Source organism: Aeromonas tecta, from assembly GCF_000820185.1.
In the GTDB taxonomy this organism is placed as follows: Bacteria; Pseudomonadota; Gammaproteobacteria; order Enterobacterales; family Aeromonadaceae; genus Aeromonas; species Aeromonas tecta.
The window spans coordinates 323-24,672 of sequence record NZ_CDCA01000022.1; the positions used below are offsets into that span (position 1 = coordinate 323).

At 59.7% G+C, this 24,350-nt stretch carries 20 protein-coding genes; 2 read left to right on the forward strand and 18 right to left on the reverse strand.

What is annotated here, in order from left to right:
• The 18 genes from BN1137_RS07085 to rpsB all read right to left on the reverse strand — a co-directional run.
• Positions 1–710: winged helix-turn-helix domain-containing protein (locus tag BN1137_RS07085; protein ID WP_198150613.1), on the reverse strand; the 710-nt coding region annotated here is incomplete at its 3' end.
• Positions 711–1,099: 389 nt separating this feature from the next.
• Positions 1,100–2,050, reverse strand: coding sequence for an acetyl-CoA carboxylase carboxyl transferase subunit alpha (gene accA / locus BN1137_RS07090; RefSeq protein ID WP_050717931.1), 951 nt, complete (start codon positions 2,048–2,050; stop codon positions 1,100–1,102).
• Between the two features lie 16 nt (positions 2,051–2,066).
• Positions 2,067–5,546, reverse strand: a complete 3,480-nt coding sequence (gene dnaE, locus BN1137_RS07095) for a DNA polymerase III subunit alpha (protein WP_050717932.1) — start codon at positions 5,544–5,546, stop codon at positions 2,067–2,069.
• Between the two features lie 2 nt (positions 5,547–5,548).
• On the reverse strand, positions 5,549–6,139 hold the full coding sequence (gene rnhB / locus BN1137_RS07100) for a ribonuclease HII (RefSeq protein WP_050717933.1): 591 nt from the start codon (positions 6,137–6,139) through the stop codon (positions 5,549–5,551).
• 80 nt (positions 6,140–6,219) lie between these two features.
• Complete coding sequence (lpxB, locus tag BN1137_RS07105; RefSeq protein ID WP_050717934.1) at positions 6,220–7,359, reverse strand: lipid-A-disaccharide synthase; 1,140 nt, start codon at positions 7,357–7,359, stop codon at positions 6,220–6,222.
• A complete protein-coding gene (lpxA, locus tag BN1137_RS07110) occupies positions 7,352–8,143 on the reverse strand; it encodes an acyl-ACP--UDP-N-acetylglucosamine O-acyltransferase (RefSeq protein ID WP_083443398.1) in 792 nt (263 codons plus the stop codon). The genes lpxB and lpxA overlap by 8 nt, the downstream gene beginning before the upstream one ends.
• 2 nt (positions 8,144–8,145) lie before the next feature.
• Complete coding sequence (gene fabZ / locus BN1137_RS07115) at positions 8,146–8,607, reverse strand: 3-hydroxyacyl-ACP dehydratase FabZ (RefSeq protein WP_050717935.1); 462 nt, start codon at positions 8,605–8,607, stop codon at positions 8,146–8,148.
• Positions 8,608–8,631: 24 nt separating this feature from the next.
• Positions 8,632–9,651, reverse strand: a complete 1,020-nt coding sequence (gene lpxD / locus BN1137_RS07120) for a UDP-3-O-(3-hydroxymyristoyl)glucosamine N-acyltransferase (protein ID WP_050718176.1) — start codon at positions 9,649–9,651, stop codon at positions 8,632–8,634.
• A 3-nt stretch (positions 9,652–9,654) separates the two neighbouring features.
• On the reverse strand, positions 9,655–10,167 hold the full coding sequence (locus BN1137_RS07125) for an OmpH/Skp family outer membrane protein (RefSeq protein WP_050717936.1): 513 nt from the start codon (positions 10,165–10,167) through the stop codon (positions 9,655–9,657).
• Positions 10,168–10,313: 146 nt separating this feature from the next.
• Positions 10,314–12,737 carry an outer membrane protein assembly factor BamA gene (gene bamA, locus BN1137_RS07130; RefSeq protein ID WP_050717937.1) on the reverse strand — a complete coding sequence of 808 codons (2,424 nt, stop codon included), beginning with the start codon at positions 12,735–12,737 and terminating at the stop codon, positions 10,314–10,316.
• 34 nt (positions 12,738–12,771) lie between these two features.
• Positions 12,772–14,124, reverse strand: a complete 1,353-nt coding sequence (rseP, locus tag BN1137_RS07135) for a sigma E protease regulator RseP (RefSeq protein WP_050717938.1) — start codon at positions 14,122–14,124, stop codon at positions 12,772–12,774.
• 64 nt (positions 14,125–14,188) lie between these two features.
• Complete coding sequence (gene ispC, locus BN1137_RS07140) at positions 14,189–15,385, reverse strand: 1-deoxy-D-xylulose-5-phosphate reductoisomerase (protein WP_050717939.1); 1,197 nt, start codon at positions 15,383–15,385, stop codon at positions 14,189–14,191.
• Positions 15,385–16,242 (reverse strand): phosphatidate cytidylyltransferase, encoded by an 858-nt coding sequence (locus BN1137_RS07145; protein ID WP_050717940.1) that lies wholly within the window; start codon positions 16,240–16,242, stop codon positions 15,385–15,387. The genes ispC and BN1137_RS07145 overlap by 1 nt, the downstream gene beginning before the upstream one ends.
• A gap of 27 nt (positions 16,243–16,269) precedes the next feature.
• Entirely contained in the window at positions 16,270–17,046 is a 777-nt protein-coding gene (uppS, locus tag BN1137_RS07150) for a polyprenyl diphosphate synthase (RefSeq protein ID WP_050717941.1), read from the reverse strand.
• Positions 17,047–17,118: 72 nt separating this feature from the next.
• Complete coding sequence (gene frr / locus BN1137_RS07155) at positions 17,119–17,676, reverse strand: ribosome recycling factor (RefSeq protein ID WP_050717942.1); 558 nt, start codon at positions 17,674–17,676, stop codon at positions 17,119–17,121.
• Between the two features lie 96 nt (positions 17,677–17,772).
• Entirely contained in the window at positions 17,773–18,507 is a 735-nt protein-coding gene (pyrH, locus tag BN1137_RS07160; protein WP_042639589.1) for a UMP kinase, read from the reverse strand.
• Between the two features lie 71 nt (positions 18,508–18,578).
• On the reverse strand, positions 18,579–19,460 hold the full coding sequence (tsf, locus tag BN1137_RS07165) for a translation elongation factor Ts (RefSeq protein ID WP_042654065.1): 882 nt from the start codon (positions 19,458–19,460) through the stop codon (positions 18,579–18,581).
• 104 nt (positions 19,461–19,564) lie between these two features.
• On the reverse strand, positions 19,565–20,293 hold the full coding sequence (gene rpsB, locus BN1137_RS07170; protein ID WP_050717943.1) for a 30S ribosomal protein S2: 729 nt from the start codon (positions 20,291–20,293) through the stop codon (positions 19,565–19,567).
• A 362-nt stretch (positions 20,294–20,655) separates the two neighbouring features.
• Between rpsB and map the strand changes: the two genes are divergently transcribed.
• Both map and glnD read left to right on the forward strand, forming a co-directional pair.
• Positions 20,656–21,444 (forward strand): type I methionyl aminopeptidase, encoded by a 789-nt coding sequence (gene map, locus BN1137_RS07175; RefSeq protein WP_050717944.1) that lies wholly within the window; start codon positions 20,656–20,658, stop codon positions 21,442–21,444.
• An 87-nt stretch (positions 21,445–21,531) separates the two neighbouring features.
• Positions 21,532–24,219, forward strand: a complete 2,688-nt coding sequence (gene glnD, locus BN1137_RS07180) for a bifunctional uridylyltransferase/uridylyl-removing protein GlnD (RefSeq protein ID WP_050717945.1) — start codon at positions 21,532–21,534, stop codon at positions 24,217–24,219.
• Positions 24,220–24,350 lie beyond the last annotated feature (131 nt).

The following is a 24,350-nucleotide window of genomic DNA, read 5'->3' on the forward strand; positions in this document are numbered from 1 at the left end:
GTGGCGGCCGCCACCTCCCCCATCAGGGCGCGGGTAATGCCATCGGCGAGGCGCACGTTCTCGTTGTCACCGTCCATGCCGGAGTGAAAACGAAACACCAGCAGGTTGGGATCCAGCATGGAGTGGATCTGGGGGCTGGCGTGCTGCACGCTGAGCAGGCTGACGATGGAAACCAGGATGATGACCACGAAGATATCAAAGCCCACCATCTTCCAGCGGCTGCGCCCGTCCTGGGCGCGGGCCGAGATGGCCCGGGTCAGCGGCCCGGCCGGGAAGGGCGCCCCGCCCTGGATGGTCTCGTTCTCTGCCGCCGGGGGGCTCGGGTCTGAGAGGGTCGCGTTGAGCGTGGCGCCGGGCTGGGCATCGGCCATCAGCACCGAAACCACTTGTAGCGGCCGCACCGGTGCCACCAGCTTATAGCCGCGCTTGGGTACGGTGGCGATGTAGTCGGCCGCATCATTGCGACCATCTTTGAGGATCTTGCGCAGTTCGAAGATGGATTGGGTGACCACCTGATCGGTGACTTCGGCCCCGTCCCACACCGCATTGATGAGGGAGTCACGCCCGAACACGGTACCGGCATTGCTCGCCAGAAAGCGCAGCAGATTGACCAGCCTGGGCTCAAGGTAGACCTCCCGGTCGGGGCGACACAGCATGTTGTCGTCAACCCTCAGGGTCCAGTCATGGATCTCAAAAACAGATTCGCTCATGATTCACTCGCTGCAAGATGGGGGCAATGCTCGATGAGAGTGACATGACTTCAGGGAGAGGCTGAACGAGGCAGGGTGCTGCAAAAAACGGAACCGCCGAAACAGTGAACATGCCTGTGGGCCAGGCCATCCAATTTATCTCTGAAGCGCATCCTTGCAGGCACTCCAATCGGATCGAGCGGAGGGGGGCACTGTAAGCAAGATGAGAGCGGGATCCCACTTTTTTTGGTCACTAATCGTCGTTGAGTTGATCCCACAGGGGGGTTTTTGGCAACGCGGCGGCCTGCGGGTATACATCTGAGCAGTGTTCCGCCAACAGTGCTTCGCCAAAAAAGAAGGCCCTCGCGGTGCGAGGGCCTTCTGGTATCCGTTCGGGATGAAGCTCGGGGTTAGCAGTAGCCGTAACCCAGCAGGCGCTGGTAGCGCAGCTCCAGCAGTTGCTCGCCGTCGAGCGGACGCAAGGCGTCCAGATCCTGCTTGATGCGATCCTTGAGGCGCTTGGCCATCAGCTCCACGTTGCGGTGAGCGCCACCGAGCGGCTCCTCGACGATGGCGTCGATGAGTTTCAGCTCCTTCAGGCGCTGGGCGGTGATGCCCATGGCATCCGCCGCGACCGGTGCCTTGTCGGCGCTCTTCCACAGGATGGAGGCGCAACCTTCCGGCGAGATGACGGAATAGGTGGAGTACTGCAGCATGTTGACGCGATCGCCGACGCCGATGGCCAGGGCGCCGCCGGATCCGCCTTCACCGATCACGGTGCAGACCACCGGCACGGTCAGACCGGCCATGACTTTCAGGTTGCGGGCGATGGCCTCGGACTGGCCACGCTCCTCGGCACCCACGCCCGGGTAGGCGCCCGGGGTGTCGATGAAGGTGATGATCGGCATCTTGAAGCGCTCGGCCATCTCCATCAGGCGCAAGGCCTTGCGGTACCCTTCCGGGCGCGGCATGCCGAAGTTGCGCTTGATCTTCTCCTTGGTCTCACGGCCCTTCTGATGGCCGATGATCATCACCGGCTCGCCGTCGAGACGGGCGATGCCGCCGACGATGGCCTTGTCATCGGCGTAGGCGCGATCGCCAGCCAGCTCGTCAAAATCGGTGAAGATCTGCCCGATGTAGTCGAGGGTGTAGGGACGCTGAGGATGACGCGCCATCTGGGATACCTGCCAGGCCCCCAGATCGCCGAAGATCTTCTTGGTCAGCTCTTCGTTTTTCTTCTCCAGCCGACGGATATCTTCGCTGAGATCCACGGCATTGTTATGCTCGCTCACATGGCGAAGTTCATCGATCTGCGCCTGCAATTCGGCGATCGGCTGTTCAAAATCCAGAAAAAGACTCATAGGGACAATAGATCCTCTAATCAAAAACCAATTCAACCCGCTCTCGTCCAAGCAGGACTCGCAAGTCATCTATCAGTTGATCGGTGGGCGTCACCCGCCACTCGGTACCGAGCGTCAATCGCGCCCGGGAGCCGGGCCGACGATAGTTTACCTGAACCGGACAGACTCCGGCACGGGCGGGTTCCAAAATCTCGCATAAACGCGGGAAAAAGCGCTCATCAATGCGTTGTTCATCGAGGGAAATACGGATTGCCCTGGCAAAACGCTCCCTCGCATCGTTGATATCCAGCAATTCGCGGGCCGACATTTTAAGGCCACCGGAGAAGTCATCAAAGCTGACCTGTCCAGAAACCACCAAAATACGGTCTTTTTGCATCAATTCTTCATATTTTTCCAGCGCTTCACTGAACAGAGTCACATCCAGCCGACCAGATTTGTCGTCCAGGGTGAAGATCCCCATCTTGTTGCCGCGCTTGGTCACCATGCTGCGCGCCGCGATCACCAGCCCCGCCGCCGTGGTCACAGTGTCGCGGGAGGTGGGATGCAGATCGCACAGCCGACCCGAGGTATAGCGACGCAACTCGCTGCTGTACTGGTTGATCGGGTGGCCGGTGAGGTAAAGGCCGAGCGTCTCGCGCTCCCCTTCCAGCCAGATCTTGTCAGGCCAGTGCGGCACGTTGGCGAACGCCTTCTTGACGTCGTCTATCTCCTCGGTGAGCACCCCGAACATATCGACCTGACCTACCGCCTGCGCCTTGGCGTGCTGCTCGGCGGCGCGCATCGCCTCCTCCAGGGTCGCCATCAGGGCCGCGCGATGCGGGCCGAGGCGGTCCATGGCGCCGGAGTAGATGAGCTTCTCCATCACCCGCTTGTTGATCTTCTTGATGTCGACTCGGTTGCAGAAGTCGAACAAGTCGCGGAACAGGCCGTCGCTGTCACGCGCCGCCAGGATGGCATCGATGGGACCCTCACCGACCCCCTTCACAGCGCCTATGCCGTAGACGATGTGGCCGTCTTCGTTAACGCTGAAGCGGTAGCGGCCGGTGTTCACGTCCGGCGGTATCACGGTGAGCCCCATGCGCTGGCACTCGTCCACTAGCGTCACTATCTTGTCGGTGTTGTCCATGTCGGCGGTCATGACCGCCGCCATGAATTCCGCCGGGAAGTGGGTCTTGAGCCACAGCGTCTGGTAGGAGACCAGCGCATAGGCGGCGGAGTGAGACTTGTTGAAGCCGTAGCCCGCAAACTTCTCCACCAGATCGAAGATCTTGATCGCCAGCTCGCCGTCGACCCCGTTCTTGACCGCCCCTTCCTCGAAGCCAGAGCGCTGCTTGGCCATCTCGGCCGGGTTCTTCTTGCCCATGGCCCGGCGCAGCATATCCGCGCCGCCCAGGGTATAACCCGCCAGCACCTGGGCTATCTGCATCACCTGCTCTTGGTAGAGGATGATGCCGTAGGTGGGCTCCAGTATGGGTTTGAGGCTCTCGTGCTGCCACTTCTCATCTGGGTAGGAGATAGCCTCTTTACCGTGCTTACGCTCGATGAAGTTATCCACCATGCCGGACTGCAGCGGGCCCGGGCGGAACAAGGCCACCAAGGCGATCATGTCTTCGAAGCAGTCGGGCTTGAGCCGCTTGATCAGATCCTTCATGCCGCGGGATTCGAGCTGGAACACCGCCGTGGTCTCGAAGCGCTGCAACAGGGCGAACGACTTCTTGTCATCCAGCGGGATGGCAGCGATGTCGACCGGCGGCTTGCCCTCTTTGGCCAGCCGCGGGTTGATCATGCCGAGCGCCCAGTCGATGATGGTGAGGGTGCGCAGCCCCAGGAAGTCGAACTTCACCAGGCCCGCGTATTCCACGTCGTTCTTGTCGAACTGGGTGACCGGGTTATTACCGGAATCATCGCAATAGAGCGGTGCGAAGTCGGTGATCTTGGTCGGCGCTATGACCACACCACCGGCGTGTTTACCGGCGTTGCGCACCACCCCTTCCAGTCGGCGCGCCATGTCGATGAGATCCTTGACCTCCTCGTCCTGCTCATAGAGCTCCGGCAGCTTGGGCTCGGCCTCGAATGCCTTGGCCAGGGTCATGCCCGGATCCGGCGGGATCAGCTTGGAGATGCGATCCACAAAGCCATAGGCATGGCCCAGCACCCGGCCCACGTCCCGCACCACCGCCTTGGCCGCCATGCTGCCGAAGGTGATGATTTGCGACACTGCCTCCCGGCCGTACATCTCGGAGACGTGATCGATCACCTCGTCCCGTCGGTCCATGCAAAAGTCGACGTCGAAGTCGGGCATGGAGACCCGCTCCGGGTTCAGGAAGCGTTCGAACAGCAGATCGTATTCGAGGGGATCCAGATCGGTGATCTTGAGGGCATAAGCGACCAGCGAGCCGGCGCCCGAGCCCCGACCAGGGCCAACGGGGATGCCGTTGTCCTTGGACCACTGGATAAACTCCATCACGATGAGGAAGTAACCCGGGAAGCCCATCTGGTTGATCACTTTCAGCTCGATCTCGAGCCGCTCGTCATACTCGCCGCGCCTGGCGGTGCGCACCTCTGGGTCCGGGAACAGGAACGCGAGGCGATCCTCAAGACCTTCCCGAGATTTCATCACCAGGAAGTCTTCGGTGCTCATGTCACCGGTCGGGAAGTTCGGCAGGAAGTATTCGCCGAGGCGCACCGTCACGTTGCAGCGCTTGGCGATCTCCACCGAGTTCTCCAGCGCCTCGGGGATGTCGGCGAACAGCTCGACCATTTCCTCCTGGCTGCGCAGGTACTGCTGCGGGCTGTAGCGGCGCGGGCGACGCTTGTCCATCAGGGTATAACCATCATGAATGGCGACCCGGATCTCGTGGGCGTCAAAATCGCCGGCATTGAGGAACACCACCTCGTTGGTGGCCACCACCGGCAACGCGAACTCGGTGGCGATGGCCACCGCCATGTGCAGGTAGGCCTCTTCATCGGGCCGGCCGGTGCGTAGCAACTCGAGGTAGTAGGCATCGGGGAAGTGGGTCTGGTAGAAGGCGAGGCTCTGCTCCATCATCTGCCGATTGCCCTTGAGCAGGAACTTGCCCACATCCCCTTCTCGCCCACCGGAGAGCACTATCACCCCCTTGGCATGTTCGGCGAGCCAGCCCTTGTCGATGACCGGGCGACCCTGCACATGCCCGCGCTGATAACCACGGGAGATGAGCAGGGTGATGTTCTGGTAGCCCTCGTTGTCCATGGCCAGCAGGGTGAGGTGGAACTGCTCGTCACCGAGCTCATCGCTCTGCACCCAGAAGTCGGCCCCGACGATGGGTTTGATGCCCTTGCCGTGGGCCGCGCCATAGAAGCGCACCAGGCCGCACATGTTCATCTGATCGGTCAGCGCCAGCGCCGGCATGTCGTTGGCCGCCGCCGCGCCAACGATGGGGCCAATCTTCTGCAAGCCATCGACCATGGAGAAGTCGGAGTGGACCCGCAGGTGGATGAAACGAGGTTCGGCCATGGCTATTCGATCCCCAACGCCCGGCGCACCGGTTTGAAGCTTTTGCGATATTCCGGCAGGGGGCCACGCTCGGCCAGGATGGCGAGGTGCTCCGCGGTCGGATAGCCCTTGTGGCGGGCAAAGCCGTAGGCGGGGTGACGGCTGTCCAGCTCAGTCATCTCGGCGTCACGGGTCACCTTGGCGAGGATGGAGGCGGCGCTGATGGCGGCCACCAGACTGTCGCCCTTGACCACGGCGCGAGCCTCCATCGGCAGAGCCGGGCAGCGGTTGCCATCGATAAACACCAGCTCGGGCGTCATGGCCAGCCCCACCACCGCGCGCTGCATCGCCAGCATGGTGGCGTGCAAGATGTTGAGCTCGTCGATCTCCTCGGGCGTGGCGCGGCCTATGGCCCAGGCCAGGGCCTTGGCCTTGATCTCGTCAAACAGCGCGAGCCGTTTCTTCTCGGAGAGCTTCTTGGAGTCGGCGAGGCCCATGATGGGGTTGGCCGGATCCAGGATCACCGCGGCGGTGACCACGTCACCCACCAGCGGGCCACGGCCCACCTCGTCAACTCCGGCTACCAGCTTGTCTTGTGGAATATCGATTTGCATATCAACGCCTTGAATCAAAACCGGCCCCGCAGGGCCAGTGTCAGCACAACATCACGCCTGGGGCGTCTGTTACCGCCAATCTATCTGCCCAGCAGCTCGGCCACCGCCTCGGCGGCCTGCACATCGGCATTGCAGCGAATCTTTTTGTGCAACCGAGTGAAGGTGGCGATGAGCTCACTGTTGTCATGATCCAGCAACTTGCTCACCTCCTCCACCAGATTGCAGGGGGTGCACTCATGTTGGATGAGTTCGGGCACCAGCATCTGATCCGCCAGCAGGTTGGGCAGGGAGACATAATCCGTCTTCACCAGCCACTGGGCCAGCCAATAACTGAACGGCTTGAGTTTGTAGCCCACCACCATGGGTTTTTTCACCAGCATGGCTTCGAGCGCAGCGGTGCCGGAGGCGAGCATCACCACGTCGGCGGCGATCATGGCCTCGCGGCCCTGCCCTTCCAGCAGCACCATGTCGAGATCCGGCGCCACCTCTTCCTTGATGGCCATGAACTGCTCGCGCCGTTGCTCGTTGACCAGCGGCACGATGAAGCCGAGATCCGGGCAGTGCACCGTCAGGTGCTTGCACGCCTCGAGAAACACCGGAGACATGAAACCGACCTCGGCACTGCGACTGCCCGGCAGCACCGCCAGCCAGCGCCGGCTAGGGTCTATGCCAAGCGCCTGACGCACCGCAGCCTGATCAGGTTCGAGCGGAATGGCATCGGCCATGGTGTGACCCACGAAGCGGCAAGGGGCGTCGAAACGGTCGTAGAAGGCTTTCTCGAACGGCAGGAAGGCGAGCACCATGTCGGTGGCGGCCTTGATCTTGTGAATGCGGCTCTGACGCCAGGCCCAGACCGAGGGGCTGACATAGTGAACCGTCTTGATACCGGTGCGGCGCAGTTTCAGCTCCACCCCGATATTGAAATCCGGTGCATCCACGCCGATGAAGATATCGGGGGGATTGGCAATGAAGTGGCGCAGCAGCTCGCGGCGCACCTGCAGGATGCGGGGCAGACGACCGAGCACCTCGCTGATGCCCATGACGGAAAGCTCTTCCATCTCGAACAGCGCCTTGACGCCAAGCGCCTGCATGCGCGGTCCGGCGATGCCCTCAAACTGGGCATCGGGATAGCGCGCCTTGAGCTCGCGCACCAGACCGGCAGCCAGGATGTCGCCGGAGGTCTCTCCGGCGACGATGCCGATGCGGATGGGATCAGGCACGAATGATCCCGCGCTCATTGTCTTTGAGGAAATCGACATAGAGCTGAACGGCCGGCTCGCTGGCGGCCATCTCGGTCAGTACGGGAAGTACCTCTTCGATGGTCTTGCCGGAGCGGAAAATTTCTTTGTAGGCACGTTTTACAGCAGAAATCGCTTCCGGGCTGTAGCCACGACGACGCAGTCCCTCGGAGTTGACCCCGAACGGCTTGGCGTAGTTGCCGGCAGCCATGACGTAAGGCGGCACGTCCTTGTTCAGGGCGGCGCAGCCACCGACGAAGGCGTGGGAGCCGACCCGGCCGAACTGGTGAATGGCGGAGAGGCCACCGAAGATCACGAAGTCACCGATCACCACGTGACCCGCCAGGGTCGCGTTGTTGGCGAAGATGCAGTTGTCACCGATGATGCAGTCATGGGCCACGTGCACGTTGACCATGAACAGGTTACCGCTGCCCACCTTGGTCAGGGCCTGATCCTGAGTGGTACCACGGTGCACGGTGCAGTTCTCGCGAAACACGTTGTTGTCACCGATCTCGAGGAAGGTGCGCTCACCGGCGTATTTCTTGTCCTGGCAATCCTCACCGATGGAGGTGTGCTGGAAGATCTTGTTGCCGCGACCGATCTTGGTCGGGCCCTTGATCAACACATGGGAGCTCACCCAGGTGTTGTCGCCGATTTCCACCTCGGCTCCAATGACGGAGAAGGGGCCGATTTCCACCCCTTTGCCGATCACCGCAGACTCATGGACGATGGCCGTATCGTGAATGATGGCAGTCTGGTCGATCACGGTTACACCTCGCGTTTTGCGCACATCAGTTCGGCGGTACAGACCACGTCACCATCAACGGTAGCAACACCGGTGAACTTGGCAATACCGCGACGCTCTTTCAGGAACACCACGTCCAGCACCAGCTGATCGCCAGGGCCAACCGGACGCTTGAAGCGAGCGTTGTCGATTGAAGCAAAGTAATAGAGTTCGTTGGGGGACGGTTTGCCCACCATGGTAAAGGCCAGGATGCCGGTCGCCTGGGCCATGGCCTCCAGGATCAGCACGCCAGGGAACACCGGCTTGGCTGGGAAGTGGCCTTGAAAGATCGGCTCGTTGAACGAGACGTTCTTGATGGCACGCAAGGTCTTGCGCTCATCGCTGATCTCGTAGCTCTCGACCTTGTCCACCATCAGGAACGGATAACGGTGAGGCAGCAGATCCATGATTTCCTGGATGCCCAGGCTCTTCTTTTCAGTAGTCAAAACAGTACCCTATACCAATCGTGATTATTCTTGATCCAGCTTTTTCTCAAGTCGGCTCAACCGCTTGTGCATCTCTTCGATACGCATCACCCGCGCGGCGGTCTTGCGCCACTCTTTATTGGTCTGCAGGGGGATACCAGAAGAGTAAATACCGGGTTCGGTAATGGGTCGCATCACCATGGCCATACCGGTAACGGTGGCCTGGTCGCAGATCTCCATGTGCCCGTTAAAGACGGAGGCACCGCCAATGATACAGTACTTGCCAACCTTGAGACTACCGGCCATCACGGTCGAGCCTGCTACGGCGGTGCCGTAGCCAATCTCGACGTTGTGCGCGATCTGGCACTGGTTGTCGATGATGACGTTATCCGCGATGCTGGTATCTTCCAGCGCCCCCCGGTCTATGGTGGTACAGGCACCAATCTCGACTCGATTGCCGATGGTTACGCCACCGAGCTGGGGGATCTTGATCCACTCACCACGCTCATTGGCATAACCGAAACCGTCGGCCCCGATCACAGTGCCGGCTTGTACCAGACAATCTGTGCCCAGGGTCACGTTGTGATAGAGGGTGACGTTGGCCCACAACCGGGAGCGCGCTCCCAGCCGGGTATTCTTGCCAACGAAACAGCCGGGGCCAATGCGCACGTCATCGCCCAGCACGACGCCGGACTCGATGACTGCGTTGGCACCAATGGCGACTCTCTCGCCCAATTGCACGTCCACCGCGATGACGGCGCTCGGATGGATATCCGTGGCCGGCTGCGGGGTCGTGTCCAGCAGTTGGGCTACCCGGGCAAACCCCACATAGGGGTCTTTGAGCACCAGGGCATTGGTGGGACAAAATGGCAAATCCGCCTCTGTGATGAGCACGGCCGTGGCCTTGCTCTGCTCCAGATAATGCCGGTATTTTTTATTGGACAGGAAGGCAATATCACCCTCCCCGGCCTTTTCCAGTGTCGCTACCTTGCGGATTTCCTGGGTCCCATCGCCATGGACCTGGGCCCCCAGTTGCTGGGCCAGCTGTGCGAGAGTGAATGCCATCAATTAGTTGCTCTTGCTTACCTGAGAAATAACCTGGGAAGAGATGTCCAGCTTGCTGGCGGCATAGGGAGCAGCATTACGCTCCAGCACCAGATCGTAGCCATTGCTCTTGGCGATGGAGTCGATAGCAGCCTGAACCTTGGTCAGGATCTTGTTGCGCTCTTCGGACTGACGGCGACCGTTGTCTTGCTCGAAGGCCTGACGCTTCTGGTTGAACTCCATCTGCAGCTTAGCCAGCTTCTCCTGGTTCTGCTTCTTCTGCTCGGCGCTCATGAAGGCTTCATCCTTCTTGAACTTCTCGACCAGTTTCTGACCATCGGACTCGAGCTTCTGCAGTTCGCGCATGCGCGGCTCGAACTCGCCTTTCAGCTTTTTGGCCACGGCGTCACGCTGGGGCAGCTTTTGGAAGACTTCGCTCATGTCGACCACGGCAATCTTGGTTTCAGCCCAGGCAGAGCCCATACCGGCAGCCATCAGTGCAAAACTCAAACCAGCTACTTTCAACGCTTTATTCACACTTACTCCTTGGTCCCTCGGTCGAGGGCTACCTGATTTACCTGATTATGCAAGCGATCCCGGGGATCGGCTTGTTACCTGGTGAGGCACGCACGCTGCGCGTCCCATCATTAAATACCCCCACCGGAGTGGGGGAGCGTCCGCGCTTAGAAAGTACGGCCGATGTTGAACGAGAAGACTTCGGTGTCATCCCCTTCATACTTCTTGAGCGGTTGTGCCAGCACGAAGACCAGCGGGCCCATGGGCGACAGCCACTGCAGTGACAGACCGGCGGACATCCGGATATTGCTGGGGTCCGAGTAATCCATCAGGTAGTTACAACCACTGAAGCAGCGGTTCTTGTACTGGTCATAGTTGAAGGTGGTGTCCCACACGGTACCGGCATCGATGAAGAAGCTGGTCCGCAGCTGAGGCTGATAACCTTCGGACGCGAAAGGCGTCGGCACTATCATCTCTAGGGAGGCGACCGCCAGGGCGTTGCCCCCGACCGAGCTGTCGGTACCCTGGATGACGTCGTTGCCGCCCAGGTTGTAGTAGTAGAGCGCCTTCGGACCGACGGTGTTGCTCTTGAAGCCACGCAGGGTGTCGAAGCCACCGGCATAGTAGTTCTCGAAGAACGGCAGCACATGATCGTAGTCGCCGTTGGTGCCGTAGCCGTTACCGTAGGAGGCACGGGCCTTGGCCAGCATGACCCACTCGTGATCCGCATCAAACGGGAAATAATGTGCGTCTTCAGCGTTGAGCTTGAAGTACTGCAGATCCATGCCCGGCACCGTCACCTTGGCGTTGACACGCTGACGATCACCCGCGGTCGGGAACTGGCCCTTGTTGAGGGTAGAGCGGGTCCATCCAGCGGTGACGTCGACGGTGTTGAACACCATGCGGTTCTCACCGTCCAGGTTGGCCTGATACACCTTCCAGAACTCATCCACCTGCACATAGGGGTTGGGTTGGGACAGCTTGTTGTTCTCGTAACCAAGGCTGAAGTCGAGACGGTTGTTCTCGTTGACCGGGAAACCACTGGAGAGGCGGAAGCCGATGGTGGTGTTCTCGTAGTCGACGATGTTGGCGTCTGCCGCACTGAACTTGTTGTAGTAGAGTCGGCCACCCATGCTGACACCGTCGACGGTGAAGTAGGGATCGTTATAGCTAAGATCGATGTTCTTCGAGTAGTCGTTGGTGCTGGCGTTGATACCGATCTTCTTGCCGGTACCCATGAAGTTGTCTTGCTGCAGGCCCGCCTGCAGGCTCAGACCCGATTCGGTACCGTAGCCGATACCGGCGTTGATGGAACCTGCCGGTTGCTCCTTGACCTTGAAGTCCAGATCGACCTGGTCATCGCTGCCCGGCACCCGCTTGGTGTCCACTTCCGCAGTTTCGAAGAAGCCGAGGCGGTTGAGACGGGTCTTGGACTGTTCGACGTTGTCGGAGGAGAGCCAGGTGCCTTCCATCTGACGCATCTCGCGACGCAGCACTTCGTCCTTGGTGGTGACGTTGCCGCTGAAGTTGATGTTGCGCACGTAGACACGGGGGCCCGGCTCGACGTTGACGATCAGCTCCACTTCCTTGGTCTTGTCGTTGACCTGAGGGAAGGTGACTACTTTCGGGTAGGCGTAGCCGTAACGGCCGAGAAACTTGGACAGCACCTCTTCGGTGTGAGTCACCTGGCTGGCGGAATACACACTGCCTGCCTCGATGGGGATCAGCCCCTTCATCTCGCTGCCGCGATCGATGAGATCGCCCTTGATCTGGACGCCTGAGACCTTGTACTGGTCCCCTTCCTTGATGTTCAGCGTGACGTAGACCCCTTTCTTGTCGGGGGTCATGGAGACCTGGGTGGACTCCTGGGCGAAGCGGATGTAACCACGGTCCATGTAGTAGGAGCGCAGCACTTCGATGTCACCCGCCAGCTTCTGCTTCTGATAGCGCTGATCGCCGGTGAAGTTCCACCAGGGCACATCGTCCTTGAGGGAGAGCTGGGCCAGCAGTTTCTCTTCCGGGAACACCTGGTTGCCGACGATGTTGATCTGCTGGATCTTGGCCGCTTCCCCTTCCACGAAGGTGAACTTCAGATCAACCCGGTTGCGAGGCAGCGGGGTGACGATGGCCTTGACCTTGGCGGAGTACTTGCCCACGCCGTAGTAGAAATCTTCCAGCCCCTTCTCGAGGGAGCTCAGCACGGTGCGATCGAGGGGATCGCCAACCCGGATGCCGGAGGATTCCAGGCTCTGGGTCAGCTGCTCTTCCTTGATGTCCTTGTTACCGGAGAACTCGATGCTGGAGATGGTCGGGCGCTCCTTCACCACGACTTGCAGCACCTGGCCGTCACGATAGACTTTGACGTCCTCGAAGTTACCCGAGGCATAGAGCCGCTTGATGGCGTTGGCCAGGGCCACCGAGTCGACGGAGTCACCGACCCGGACCGGCAGATTCAACAGGGCGGCGCCCAGGGTCACCCGCTGCAGACCCTCGACCTGAATGTCTTGCACCACAAAAGAGGCAGGGGCCGCCTGAGCCAGGAAGCTGGCTCCCAGCAGGCAACTCAACACCAATGCTTTTTTAACAGCCATTTTGTTCTTATGTGTCCTTGTTGATGCTCTAGCCTCAGAGGCGAGCGAAATCATTAAACAGCGCAATGCCCATCAGTAACATCAGAATGGCGGCGCCTATCCTGAACCCAACTTCCTGAATTTTTTCTGGTACCGGCTTGCCGGTGACTGCCTCGATGAGGAAGTAGACCAAATGGCCCCCATCCAGCACCGGCAGGGGAAACAGGTTGATGATCCCCAGATTGACACTGATCAGCGCCAGGAACCCGAGGAAATAGACCAATCCGTAATCGGCGCTGCTGCCGGCGCCTTTGGCAATGGAGATGGGGCCGCTCAGATTATCCAGCGAGACGATGCCACCTATCAGCTTGCCTATCATGTCAAAGGTCAGCGTGATCAGGCTCCAAGTCTTCTGGGCGCCATGCCACAGGGCTTGCAAAGGCCCATACTGTAACAGAACTCGATACTCATCCGGTAATGGAACCAGTTGCGGCGACAGGCCGACAAAACCGACCAGCTGACCGCGGATTTTTTTCGCATCCGGTAGCAGAGTCAGGGTCAATTCATTGCCCCCCCGCTCCACCATCACCTGCAGCGGCTGCTCCGGCGACTGCTGTACCTGCTCGACGAATTGAGTCCATTCGGTGATCTCATGATCCCCTACCCGCTTGATGCGATCGCCCAACTGCAGGCCTGCTTTTTCACTTGCGCTTTTAGGGACGATAGCCGCCACCACGGGCAGTACCTTGCCACCGAGCGGCACTATCCCCAGGCTGCCGATGGGTGACTCTTTATCCGGATCGAACTTCCAGCCCTTCAGTTCGAGGGTCTTGTCGACGGCGTAGCTGGTATCGGTCGCCTTCAGCTTGAGCTGGACCGAATCATCGCCAAGGTGGCTGATGAGGGCGTAAGTGACCGCTTCCCAGTCACCGGTCGCCTCATCGCCGACCCCGACGATCTCCATGCCCGGCAGGACGCCCGCCTCGGCCACGATGGAGGCCGGACGCACTTCACTGATCACCGGCTTGACGCTGGGGACGCCAATCATGAACATCAGCCAGAAGGCGAACAGGGCGAACACGAAGTTGGCCATGGGACCGGCGGCAACGATCGCCATTCGCGCCCAGACACTCTTGTGATTGAACGCGTGGCGCTCGTCGCCAGGCTGGAGCTCATCGACCCGGCCGTCCAGCATCTTGACGTAGCCACCCAGCGGGATCAGCGCCAGCACATACTCGGTGCCGTCCTTGCCGACGCGGCGCCAAATCGCCTTGCCAAAGCCAATGGAGAAACGCTCGACCTTGACGCCGCAGCGACGCGCCACCCAGAAGTGACCGAACTCATGTACCGCCACCAGTAGCCCGAGGGCGACGATGAAGGCGCCAATATTCCACAACAGTCCGCCCATCAGCGCAGTACCTCGGCATCATACCCGAGGGCGTAGAGAGCGGCCTTTGACCACCACAGTGCGTTCATCGAGCAAGTTCCTCTATCAGTTGCCGGGCACGGACACGGGCCGAGCCATCCAGCGCAATCAGATCGTCGAGCGATCCCACCGCAGCACTGCCCAGGGCCGCCATGATGGATTCATTGACTCTGGCAATATCCATAAATCCGATCCGCTCTGCAAGAAAAGCCGCGACGCTCTCTTCATTGGCGGCATTGAGCGCCGTGGTCGCTGCCTGTCCCTGTTGGCAGGCGGCCATGGCCAGCGCCAGGTTGGGATAGCGTTCGTAGTCAGGACGGATAAAGCTGAACTCTCCGACACTGAAGAAATCCAAAGGTTCCACGCCGGACTCAATCCTGCCCGGATAGGCTAGGGCATGGGCGATGGGAGTACACATGTCTGGGTTGCCGAGCTGGGCCAGTACGGAGCCATCCTTATACTGCACCATGGAGTGGATGACCGACTGGGGATGGATCACCACCTGGATCTGCTCGGGCTGGGCATTGAACAGCCAGCGCGCCTCTATGTATTCGAGCCCCTTGTTGATCATGGTGGCAGAGTCCACCGAGATCTTGGCCCCCATGGACCAGTTGGGGTGGGCGACCGCCTGGGCCGGAGTCACCTTGGCCAGTGCGTCGATATCGGTGTAGCGGAACGGGCCGCCCGAACCGGTCAGCAGGATTTTGCTGATACCCGCCCCGGCAAGATCGCAGAAACCGGGTTGACGCTGGATGGCCTCGGGCAGACACTGGAAGATGGCGTTGTGTTCGCTGTCTATGGGCAGCAGCTCGGCACCGTGATGGCGCACCGCCTCCATAAAGAAGGCCCCTGACATCACCAAGGCCTCCTTGTTGGCCAGCAGGATCCGCTTGCCAGCACGCACGGCTGCCATGGTAGGCGCCAGCCCTGCGGCGCCGACGATGGCAGCCATCACGCTGTGGGCCTCGGGATGAGCCGCCACATCGCACAAAGCCGCCTGGCCGGACAGCACGCGGGTCACACTGCCGTGGGCCTTGAGCCGCCCGGCCAGCTCGCCGGCTGCAATCTCATCCACCATCACGGCGAAACGGGGGGAAAATTCGAGACAATCACGCAGCATGGGATCCACGCTGCGGGCAGCCGTCAGCGCCAACAGCTGCCAACGGCCCGGATTCTGCCGCAGTACCTTGAGGGTGCTCTGACCGATGGAGCCAGAGGCTCCCAGGATCACCAGGTTATGCATCAAAACTCCTGACTGAGTAACAGATAGCTGAGCAAGAAGACCGGCAGGGCCGCCGTCAGGCTGTCGATGCGATCGAGAATGCCGCCATGACCCGGCAGTAGGGTACCGGAATCCTTGATGCCTGCTTCCCGCTTGAACATGCTTTCGGTGAGATCGCCGAGCACGGAGGCCAGCACGGCCAGCAGGGAGCACAGCAGCACCACCGCCATCTTGGCGGGCACGAAGCCCATGAACCAAGTCACGCCGCTGGCCAGCAGGCTGGCGGTAAAGAGGCCACCCAGCATGCCTTCAATGGTTTTACCCGGGCTGACGGCCGGTGCCAGCTTGTGTTTGCCAAAGGCCTTGCCGAAAAAATACGCGCCAGAATCTGCCGCCCAGACCAAGCCCATGACGAACAGCAGGACCCAGGCCCCCATCAGGGGATCGTGATAGAAGTTGTAACCGCGGATCGCCACCAGTGACCAGAAGAAGGGCACCAGGGTCACCAGGCCAAACAGAGATTTGAGCCAGATGGAGTTTTTCCAGAGTTTGGCACTCTGGGGATAGCGCAGGACCAGCAACAGCCCCAGCAACCACCAACTGACCGCGGTCCAGAGCACCCCCATCAGCAACGGATGCAGGTGCGGAGTCCAGAGTTGCTCGACCGGCACCCAGAACAGACTGGCACCGAGCAACAGGCAAAACACCAGCGGCAACCATTGTTGCGGCTGGGCAGAGACGAAGGCGCTCCACTCACGGCTGGCCAGCAGATAAACCAGCGCTGCCAGCAGGGCAAAGAATTTCAACGGCAGGAAAAACAGTGCTCCCAATACCATGGGCACTAACAGTAATGCAGTAATAATTCGTTGTTTTAGCAAAAGAAACCTCTCTCTTGGGAGCGGGGTTTAGCCGGTCTGGTGCTCGGCGATCAATTCCCGTATCTGTTCACCCGTACACCCGAAGCGACGCTCGCGGGCAACGAAAGAGGCAACCGCCTCACTGAACTCGGCCTCGTTGAAATCGGGCCACAATACCGGGGTAAAATAGAGCTCGGCATAGGCGAGCTGCCATAGCACAAAATTGCTGATGCGATGATCGCCACCGGTCCGGATCAACAGATCCACCGGCGGCAGATCGGCCATGCAGACCTGCTGCGCCAGCGCCGTCTCATCGATGGCATCGGCATCCAGCTCACCGGCCGCCACGGCGCGGGCCAGCTTGCGGGCCGCCTGAGCGATATCCCACTGGCCACCATAGTTGGCAGCGATGTTGAGCGTCAGCCCCTGATTATCGGCGGTCAGCGCCTCGGCCTTGGCAATCTTGGCCTGCAGCCGTTCACTGAAACGGGCGGTATCACCGATCACCTTGAGCCGAATCCCGTTGCTGTGCAACTTCTTCACCTCGCGGCCCAGCACCGTCAGAAACAGTTCCATCAGGGCATTGACCTCCCCTTCCGGGCGGCGCCAGTTCTCGCTTGAAAAAGCAAATAACGTCAGCGCCTCCAGCCTGGCACGGGCGGCAAAGGTCACGGCCTCACGCACAGACTTCACGCCTGCCTTGTGGCCAAAGACCCGCATCTTGCCACGGTTCTGAGCCCAGCGACCGTTGCCATCCATGATGATGGCGACGTGACGAGGCAAGGACGAGCTGGCGCTATCGCCTAGCGCTGCCAAAAGCGACATTCATTTCTCCCACAAAGACAAAAGCGCCGTGCAGGGGCACTACACGGCGCTCGTAATATACCTGTCGGAGGCTTAGATTTCCATTAGCTCCTTTTCCTTCGCAGCCAGGGCGTCATCGACCAGCTTGATGAAGGCGTCGGTAAGCTTCTGGATCTCTTCCTGGCCACGACGGTCGTCGTCTTCGGAGATCTCTTTGTCTTTGAGCAGCGCTTTGAAGTCGGCGTTGGCATCGCGACGGATGTTACGCACGGCAACCCGGGCGCCTTCCGCTTCGGCACGGACGATCTTGGTCAGATCGCGACGACGCTCTTCGGTCAACGGCGGCAAGGGCACGCGCAGAGTCTGACCGTTGCTGGACGGATTCAGGCCCAGATCCGAGGTCAGGATGGCTTTTTCCACCGCCTGGATCATGGAGCGATCGAAGATGGAGATGGACAGGGTGCGGGCATCTTCTGCCACTACGTTAGCCAACTGTTTCAGAGGAGTGGCTGCACCGTAATACTCCACCTGGATACCGTCGAGCAGGCTCGGGTGAGCGCGACCGGTACGGATCTTGGACATCTGGGTCTTGAGCGACTCTACGCTCTTGGCCATGCGGTCCTTGGCGTCGTTTTTAATCTCGTTGATCACAGTGGTTTTCCTTTTGACGAGCGAACCCTGAGCAGGTCCGCTTCTGACTTATTTACTGACGTAATGGATAAGAGCGCCTTGCGGCTTGCTGATATCTTATTTGCTGATGTGGTGGATCAGGGTGCCTTCCGGCTCACCCATGACAACCCGACGCAGCGCACCCGGTTTGTTCATGTTGAACACCCGGATCGGCAGATCGTGGTCACGGGCCAGAGTGAAGGCTGCAAGATCCATCACCTTGAGCTCTTTTTCAAGCACTTCGTTGTAGCTGAGCTCATGATACAGCACGGCGTCCGGATTCTTAACCGGATCCTCGTTGAATACGCCATCGACCTTGGTGGCTTTCAGTACCACATCGGCTTCGATCTCGATGCCGCGCAGGCAGGCTGCAGAGTCGGTGGTGAAGAAGGGGTTGCCGGTACCGGCAGAGAAGATCACCACCTTGCCGGCGCGCAGCTGGCTGATGGCCTCGGCCCAGCTATAGGAGTCGCAGACACCTTGCAGGGAAATGGCAGACATCAGGCGGGCATTCACATAAGCACGATGCAGGGCATCACGCATGGCCAGGCCGTTCATGACGGTCGCCAGCATGCCCATGTGGTCACCCACCACGCGGTTCATCCCCGCCTTGGCAAGACCGGCACCACGGAACAGGTTGCCGCCACCGATGACCAGACCGACCTGAACACCCAGCTCAACCAGCTCTTTGATCTCTTGGGCCATCCGTTCCAGCACCGCTGGATCAATGCCAAAACCCTCGGATCCTTGCAGGGCTTCACCACTCAACTTCAGAAGAACACGTCTGTATGCAGGCTTGGGATTGGTACTCATGTCACTGATTCCTGGTCATATAAAGACCGCGACATAAGTCGCGGTCTGGAGAAACGGAAAAACCGGTTCGATTAAGCCTTCTGAGCGGCCGCGATTTGGGCAGCTACTTCAGCCGCGAAATCGGTCTCTTGCTTCTCGATGCCTTCGCCCACTTCGAAACGGGTGAAGGAAACAACGTCAGCGCCTTCTTTCTTCAGCAGCTCGGCAACGGTCATGGAAGGATCTTTCACGAACGGCTGACCAGTCAGGGAAACCTCACCGGTGAACTTCTTCATGCGACCTTCAACCATCTTCTCCGCGATGTCTTTCGGCTTGCCAGAGTTGATGGCGATGTCGATCTGAATTTCGCGCTCTTTGGCAACGACTTCAGCGGACACGTCTTCCGGCTTGACGAACTGCGGGCTGTTGGCAGCAACGTGCATGGCCAAATCTTTGGCCAGCTCGGCAGTACCACCGATCAGCTTGGTGATAACACCGATACGGGAACCGTGTACGTAGGTACCCAGGTTGTCACCTTCAACCAGCATCACGCGACGCAGGTTCATGTTCTCACCGATCTTGGCGATCAGGTTGGTGATGGTCAGCTCGATGGACTCACCGTTACCGAAGTCGGCCGCTTTCAGGGCGTCAACGTCAGCAATTTTCTGGGTCGCGGCGATGTCGGCGATCTTCTGGCCCATGGCCATGAAGCTGGCATCTTTGGCAACGAAGTCGGTTTCGCTGTTCAGCTCGATCATGGCGGCAATGTTGCCTTCGGTACGGGCAAAGATCACGCCTTCAGCGGCGATACGGCCAGCTTTCTTGGCGGCTTTGGCCTGACCGGATTTGCGCATGTTTTCGATTGCCAGCTCGATATCACCAGCAGCTTCTTCCAGTGCTTTTTTGCAATCCATCATGCCAGCGGCGGTGCGCTCGCGCAGTTCTTTTACCAGGGCGGCAGTAACGTTAGCCATGTTCAGTATCCTCGGTCTTGATTTGACAAGAAACAGGGGCCACAAGGGCCCCTGCTAACCAATTACATCAGCTTGGTTAATAAGGGCTTTTCAGTCCTTATCAATTACTCAGCTTCAACGAAGCCATCTTGTTCGGCTTGAACAACGATGTCCTGAGCGCGAGCTTCCAGTACGGTGTCAGCAGCAGCATTCAGGTACAGGTTGACAGCACGGATAGCATCGTCGTTACCCGGGATGACATAGTCAACGCCGTCCGGGTTGGAGTTGGTATCAACGATGGAAACGACCGGGATACCCAGGTTATTGGCTTCTTTGATAGCAATGTGCTCGTGGTCGGCATCGACAACGAACAGAACGTCAGGCAGGCCGCCCATGTTCTTGATACCACCCAGGCTCTTCTCCAGCTTTTCCATTTCGCGAGTACGCATCAGCGCCTCTTTCTTGGTCAGCTTTTCGAAGGTACCGTCTTGGCTCTGGGTTTCCAGATCTTTCAGGCGCTTGATGGACTGACGAACGGTTTTCCAGTTGGTCAGCATGCCGCCCAGCCAGCGGTGGTTAACATAGAACTGGTCGCAACGAATGGCGGCATCTTTTACGGCTTCAGACGCGGCACGCTTGGTACCAACGAACAGTACCTTGCCTTTCTTGGCAGCAACGGAGCTGATGAAGTTCATGGCATCGTCAAACATCGGAACGGTTTTTTCCAAGTTGATGATGTGAACCTTGCTGCGGGCGCCGAAGATGTAGGACTTCATTTTCGGGTTCCAGTAACGAGTCTGGTGACCGAAGTGAACGCCGGCTTGCAGCATGTCGCGCATAGAAACTTTAGCCATTTTATACCTCTGTATTGGGGTTAGGCCTCCACACATCCCATGTAACCGACCCCAAAGGGGCACCCCGGTACAGGTGTCGATGTGTGTGTGTTATTGAGTAAGGGTGATGAAATGCGGACACAAGTTCCCCATTCCGGCGCGCTTTATACCATAACTTTGGTCTGGACACCATCCGCCAGCGCGCTAAAAATGGATCCCCATGACCGATGCTGGGCACGAGATTTGACGTTGTGATGACAATCACACTGGAAGTAAACAGGGGTTGGGGATAAAATTTTGCCCTGATTGCAAACGCATCTATTTTTCATTACCTGATTTGTTGGTCATCGCAAGATGAGAAGTCAGGCCCCAAGAGAGATCCCATGTCCATTAAAATCAAGACACCGGAAGAGATTGAAAAGATGCGCATTGCCGGCCAGCTGGCTGCCGATGTGCTGGTCATGATCGCCCCCCATGTCAACGCCGGTGTCACCACCGACGAGCTGAACACCCTGTGCCACGACTACATCGTCAACGTGCAGCAGGCCGTGCCTGCGCCGCTGAACTATCACGGTTTTCCCAAGTCAATCTGCACCTCGGTCAATGATGTGATCTGCCACGGCATCCCGAACCACAAGAAGCTGCGGGAAGGGGACATCATCAACTTGGACATCACCGTCATCAAAGACGGCTACCACGGCGACACCTCTGCCATGTTCATCGTCGGCCAGACCACCCCGCTGCGCCGTCAGCTGTGCAAGGTGGCCCAGGATAGCCTGTACGCAGCCATCAAGCGGGTGCGTCCCGGCATGTGCATCACCGAGATTGGCGCCGTGATCCAGCCCATCGTCGAGCAGGCCGGCTTCTCCGTGGTACGCGATTATTGCGGTCACGGCATCGGCGCCGAGTTCCATGAAGAGCCGCAGATCCTGCACTACCGCAACGGCGGCAAGCAGGAGCTCAAGCCCGGCATGTGCTTCACCATCGAGCCCATGGTCAACAGCAAGAAATATCACTGCCGTGTCAATCCGAAGGATGGCTGGACCGTGACCACCAAGGATGGCGGCGACTCTGCCCAGTGGGAGCACACCCTGCTGGTGACCGACGATGGCTGCGAGGTGCTGACCCTGCGCCCCGATGACGCCATCGAGCGTTTCATCAGACACGGTTAACATCAAGCCCCGGCGCCACATCAAAACTGGCACCGGGGTTTTGTTTTTATCAAGCCGCCCAACCGGGCGCTCTGCGTGCGAGATGCCATGGACGCCAGCCTGCTTTCCCCCCACCTGTTGCCCGATGATCAACTCACCCGCGAGAACTGCAAAGAGTACCTGAGCCGCTTCCTTGTCTGGCTGCACGAGCGCTTCGATGCCGGTGACAACATCATCGAACTGGTGGCGACCCGCTCCGAGTACATGGATGCGCTGCTGACCCGGCTGTGGCACAAATTTGGCTTCGACAAGACAACCCTCACCCTGATCGCGGTGGGCGGCTATGGCCGCGGCGAATTGCACCCCCATTCCGACATCGACCTGCTCATCCTCTATGAAGGTGACGAGCTGGACGAGGTGCTGGGGCTGCGCATCGGCGAGTTCATCACCCTGCTGTGGGATCTCAAGCTGGAAGTGGGGCAATCGGTGCGCAACGTGAGTGAGTGCATCGAGCAGGGCCGGGCCGACATCACGGTCGCCACCAACCTCATCGAGGCGCGCTACATCACCGGTCGTTTGGCCGGATTCGAGCAACTGCAGGCCGCCACCCATCCCCAGCATTTCTGGCCAAGTGAAGAGTTCTTTCGTGCCAAACGCGAGGAGCAGCGCCAGCGCCATCAGCAGTTCCTCGGCACCGCCTACAAGCTGGAACCCGATCTCAAGAGCAACCCGGGCGGCCTGCGCGATATCCAGACCCTGGCCTGGGTCGCCCGGCGCCACTTCGGCGCCACCACCCTCTATGAGATGACCAGCCACGGCTTTCTTAACCGGGCCGAGTATCGCGAGCTGCTGGACTGCCAGAACTTCCTGTGGAAGGTGCGCTTCGCGCTGCACATGGCCATCAACAAGGGCGACAACCGCCTGCTGTTCGACCGCCAGCGCACCGTGGCCCAGATGCTGGGGTTCGAGGGAGAAGGCAACGGCCCGGTCGAGCAGATGATGAAGCGCTTCTACCAGACGGTGCGGCGAGTGGCCGAGCTCAACGAGATGCTGCTGCAACTGTTTGACGAGGCGATTCTCGGCAACACCGCCATGGACGTGCGCCGCCTCTGTCCCGAGTTCCAACTGCGTGGTCGGCTCATCGATGCGGTGGATCCCGAGTTGTTTGGCCGCGATCCCGCCGCCATCTTGCGGCTGTTCTACCAGATAGCCCAGCACCCCGACATCGCCGGCATCCACTCCGCCACCTTGCGCCAGCTGCGTGAGGCGCGGCGTACCCTCAACTGCTGGTTGCAGGACCTGCCCGAGTGTCGCCGACTGTTCATGGCGCTGCTGCGCCACCCCAATGGCATCGGCCAGCCGCTCACGCTGATGCACAAATACGGGATCCTGGCGGCCTACCTGCCCCAGTGGAACCTCATCGTCGGCCAGATGCAGTTCGACATGTTCCATGCCTACACGGTGGATGAGCACACCCACCGGTTGCTCAAGAACATTCATCGTTTTGCCAATCCGGCCAGCCGCCAGACCCACCCGCTCTGCCATGAGGTGTTCACCCAGCTGCGCAAGCCGGAGCTGCTCAGCATCGCCGCCCTGTTCCACGACATCGCCAAGGGCCGACGGGGGGATCACTCCGAACTCGGCGCCGTCGATGCGCTGGAGTTCTGCCAGCTGCACGGACTGGATCGCTACGAGAGCCGACTGGTGGCCTGGCTGGTGCGCCACCACCTGCTGATGTCGGTCACCGCCCAACGACGGGACATCTACGATCCGGACGTGGTGACCGATTTTGCCCAGAAGGTGCGTGACGAGCTGCACCTCGACTTGCTCTATTGCCTGACGGTGGCCGACATCTGCGCCACCAACGACACCCTCTGGAACGACTGGAAGGGCACCCTGCTGCGCGAGCTCTACTTCGTCACCCAAAAAGCGCTGCGCCAGGGGCTGGAGAATCCGCCGGACATGCGGCTCAAGATCCGCGAGAACCAGCGCCAGGCCAGACAGCTGCTGGGGCAGCGGGACGTGCCTGAGGAGAAGATCAATGCCCTGTGGAGCGACTTCAAGGCCGATTACTTCCTGCGCCACAACCCGGAGCAGATCGCCTGGCATTGCCGCAAGATCATCGAGCATGGCGACAACCCGGCCCCGCTGGTGATCATCGGCAAGCACCCCGCCCGCGGTGGCAGCGAGGTGTTCATCTACTGCCGCGATACGCCGAACCTGTTCGCCACCGTGGCCTCGGCGCTGGATCAGAAGAACCTCAACATCCACGACGCCCAGATCATGAATTCGCGCAGCGACTACGTACTGGATACCTTCATCGTGCTGGAGCCCAATGGCGAGCCCATCAGCCCGAACCGCACCGCCACCATCAAGAAGGCGCTGGAGCGGGCGCTGCAGGAGCCGGGCAAGCTGGTGCTGCGCAACAAGCCGCTGTCGCGGCGCCACCGCCAATTCAGCGTGCCAACCCGGGTGGTGTTCCTGCCCCACAAGGGAGAGGGTCGCCACACCCTGCTGGAGCTGACGGCGCTCGATACCCCAGGTCTGCTGGCCCGCATCGGTGCCGTGTTCCAACAATGCGGGTTGTCGCTCCATGCCGCCAAGATCACCACCATCGGCGAGCGGGTAGAGGATTTCTTCAGCCTCACCACGCTCGCCGGTGAGCCCCTGACCCTGGCCGAGCAGCAGGCGCTGGAGGAGCGGCTGGTCAATCAGCTCAATCCTCAGGAACCCGGCGATGATGAGGCAGCAGATCGGTCTGGAGGCGGCCTCACTGGGCGCCATTTTTCGTTCTGATTTATCAATCAGAACAAGCGCTTGAGCAGTAAAAGCATAATAAGCCGCCATTCTTCCGAAGAAATCGGCCCGGGCCCTTAAAAACAATTGGAAAAGTGTGATACAACAAACGGAATTTTTTAAAGGAAACC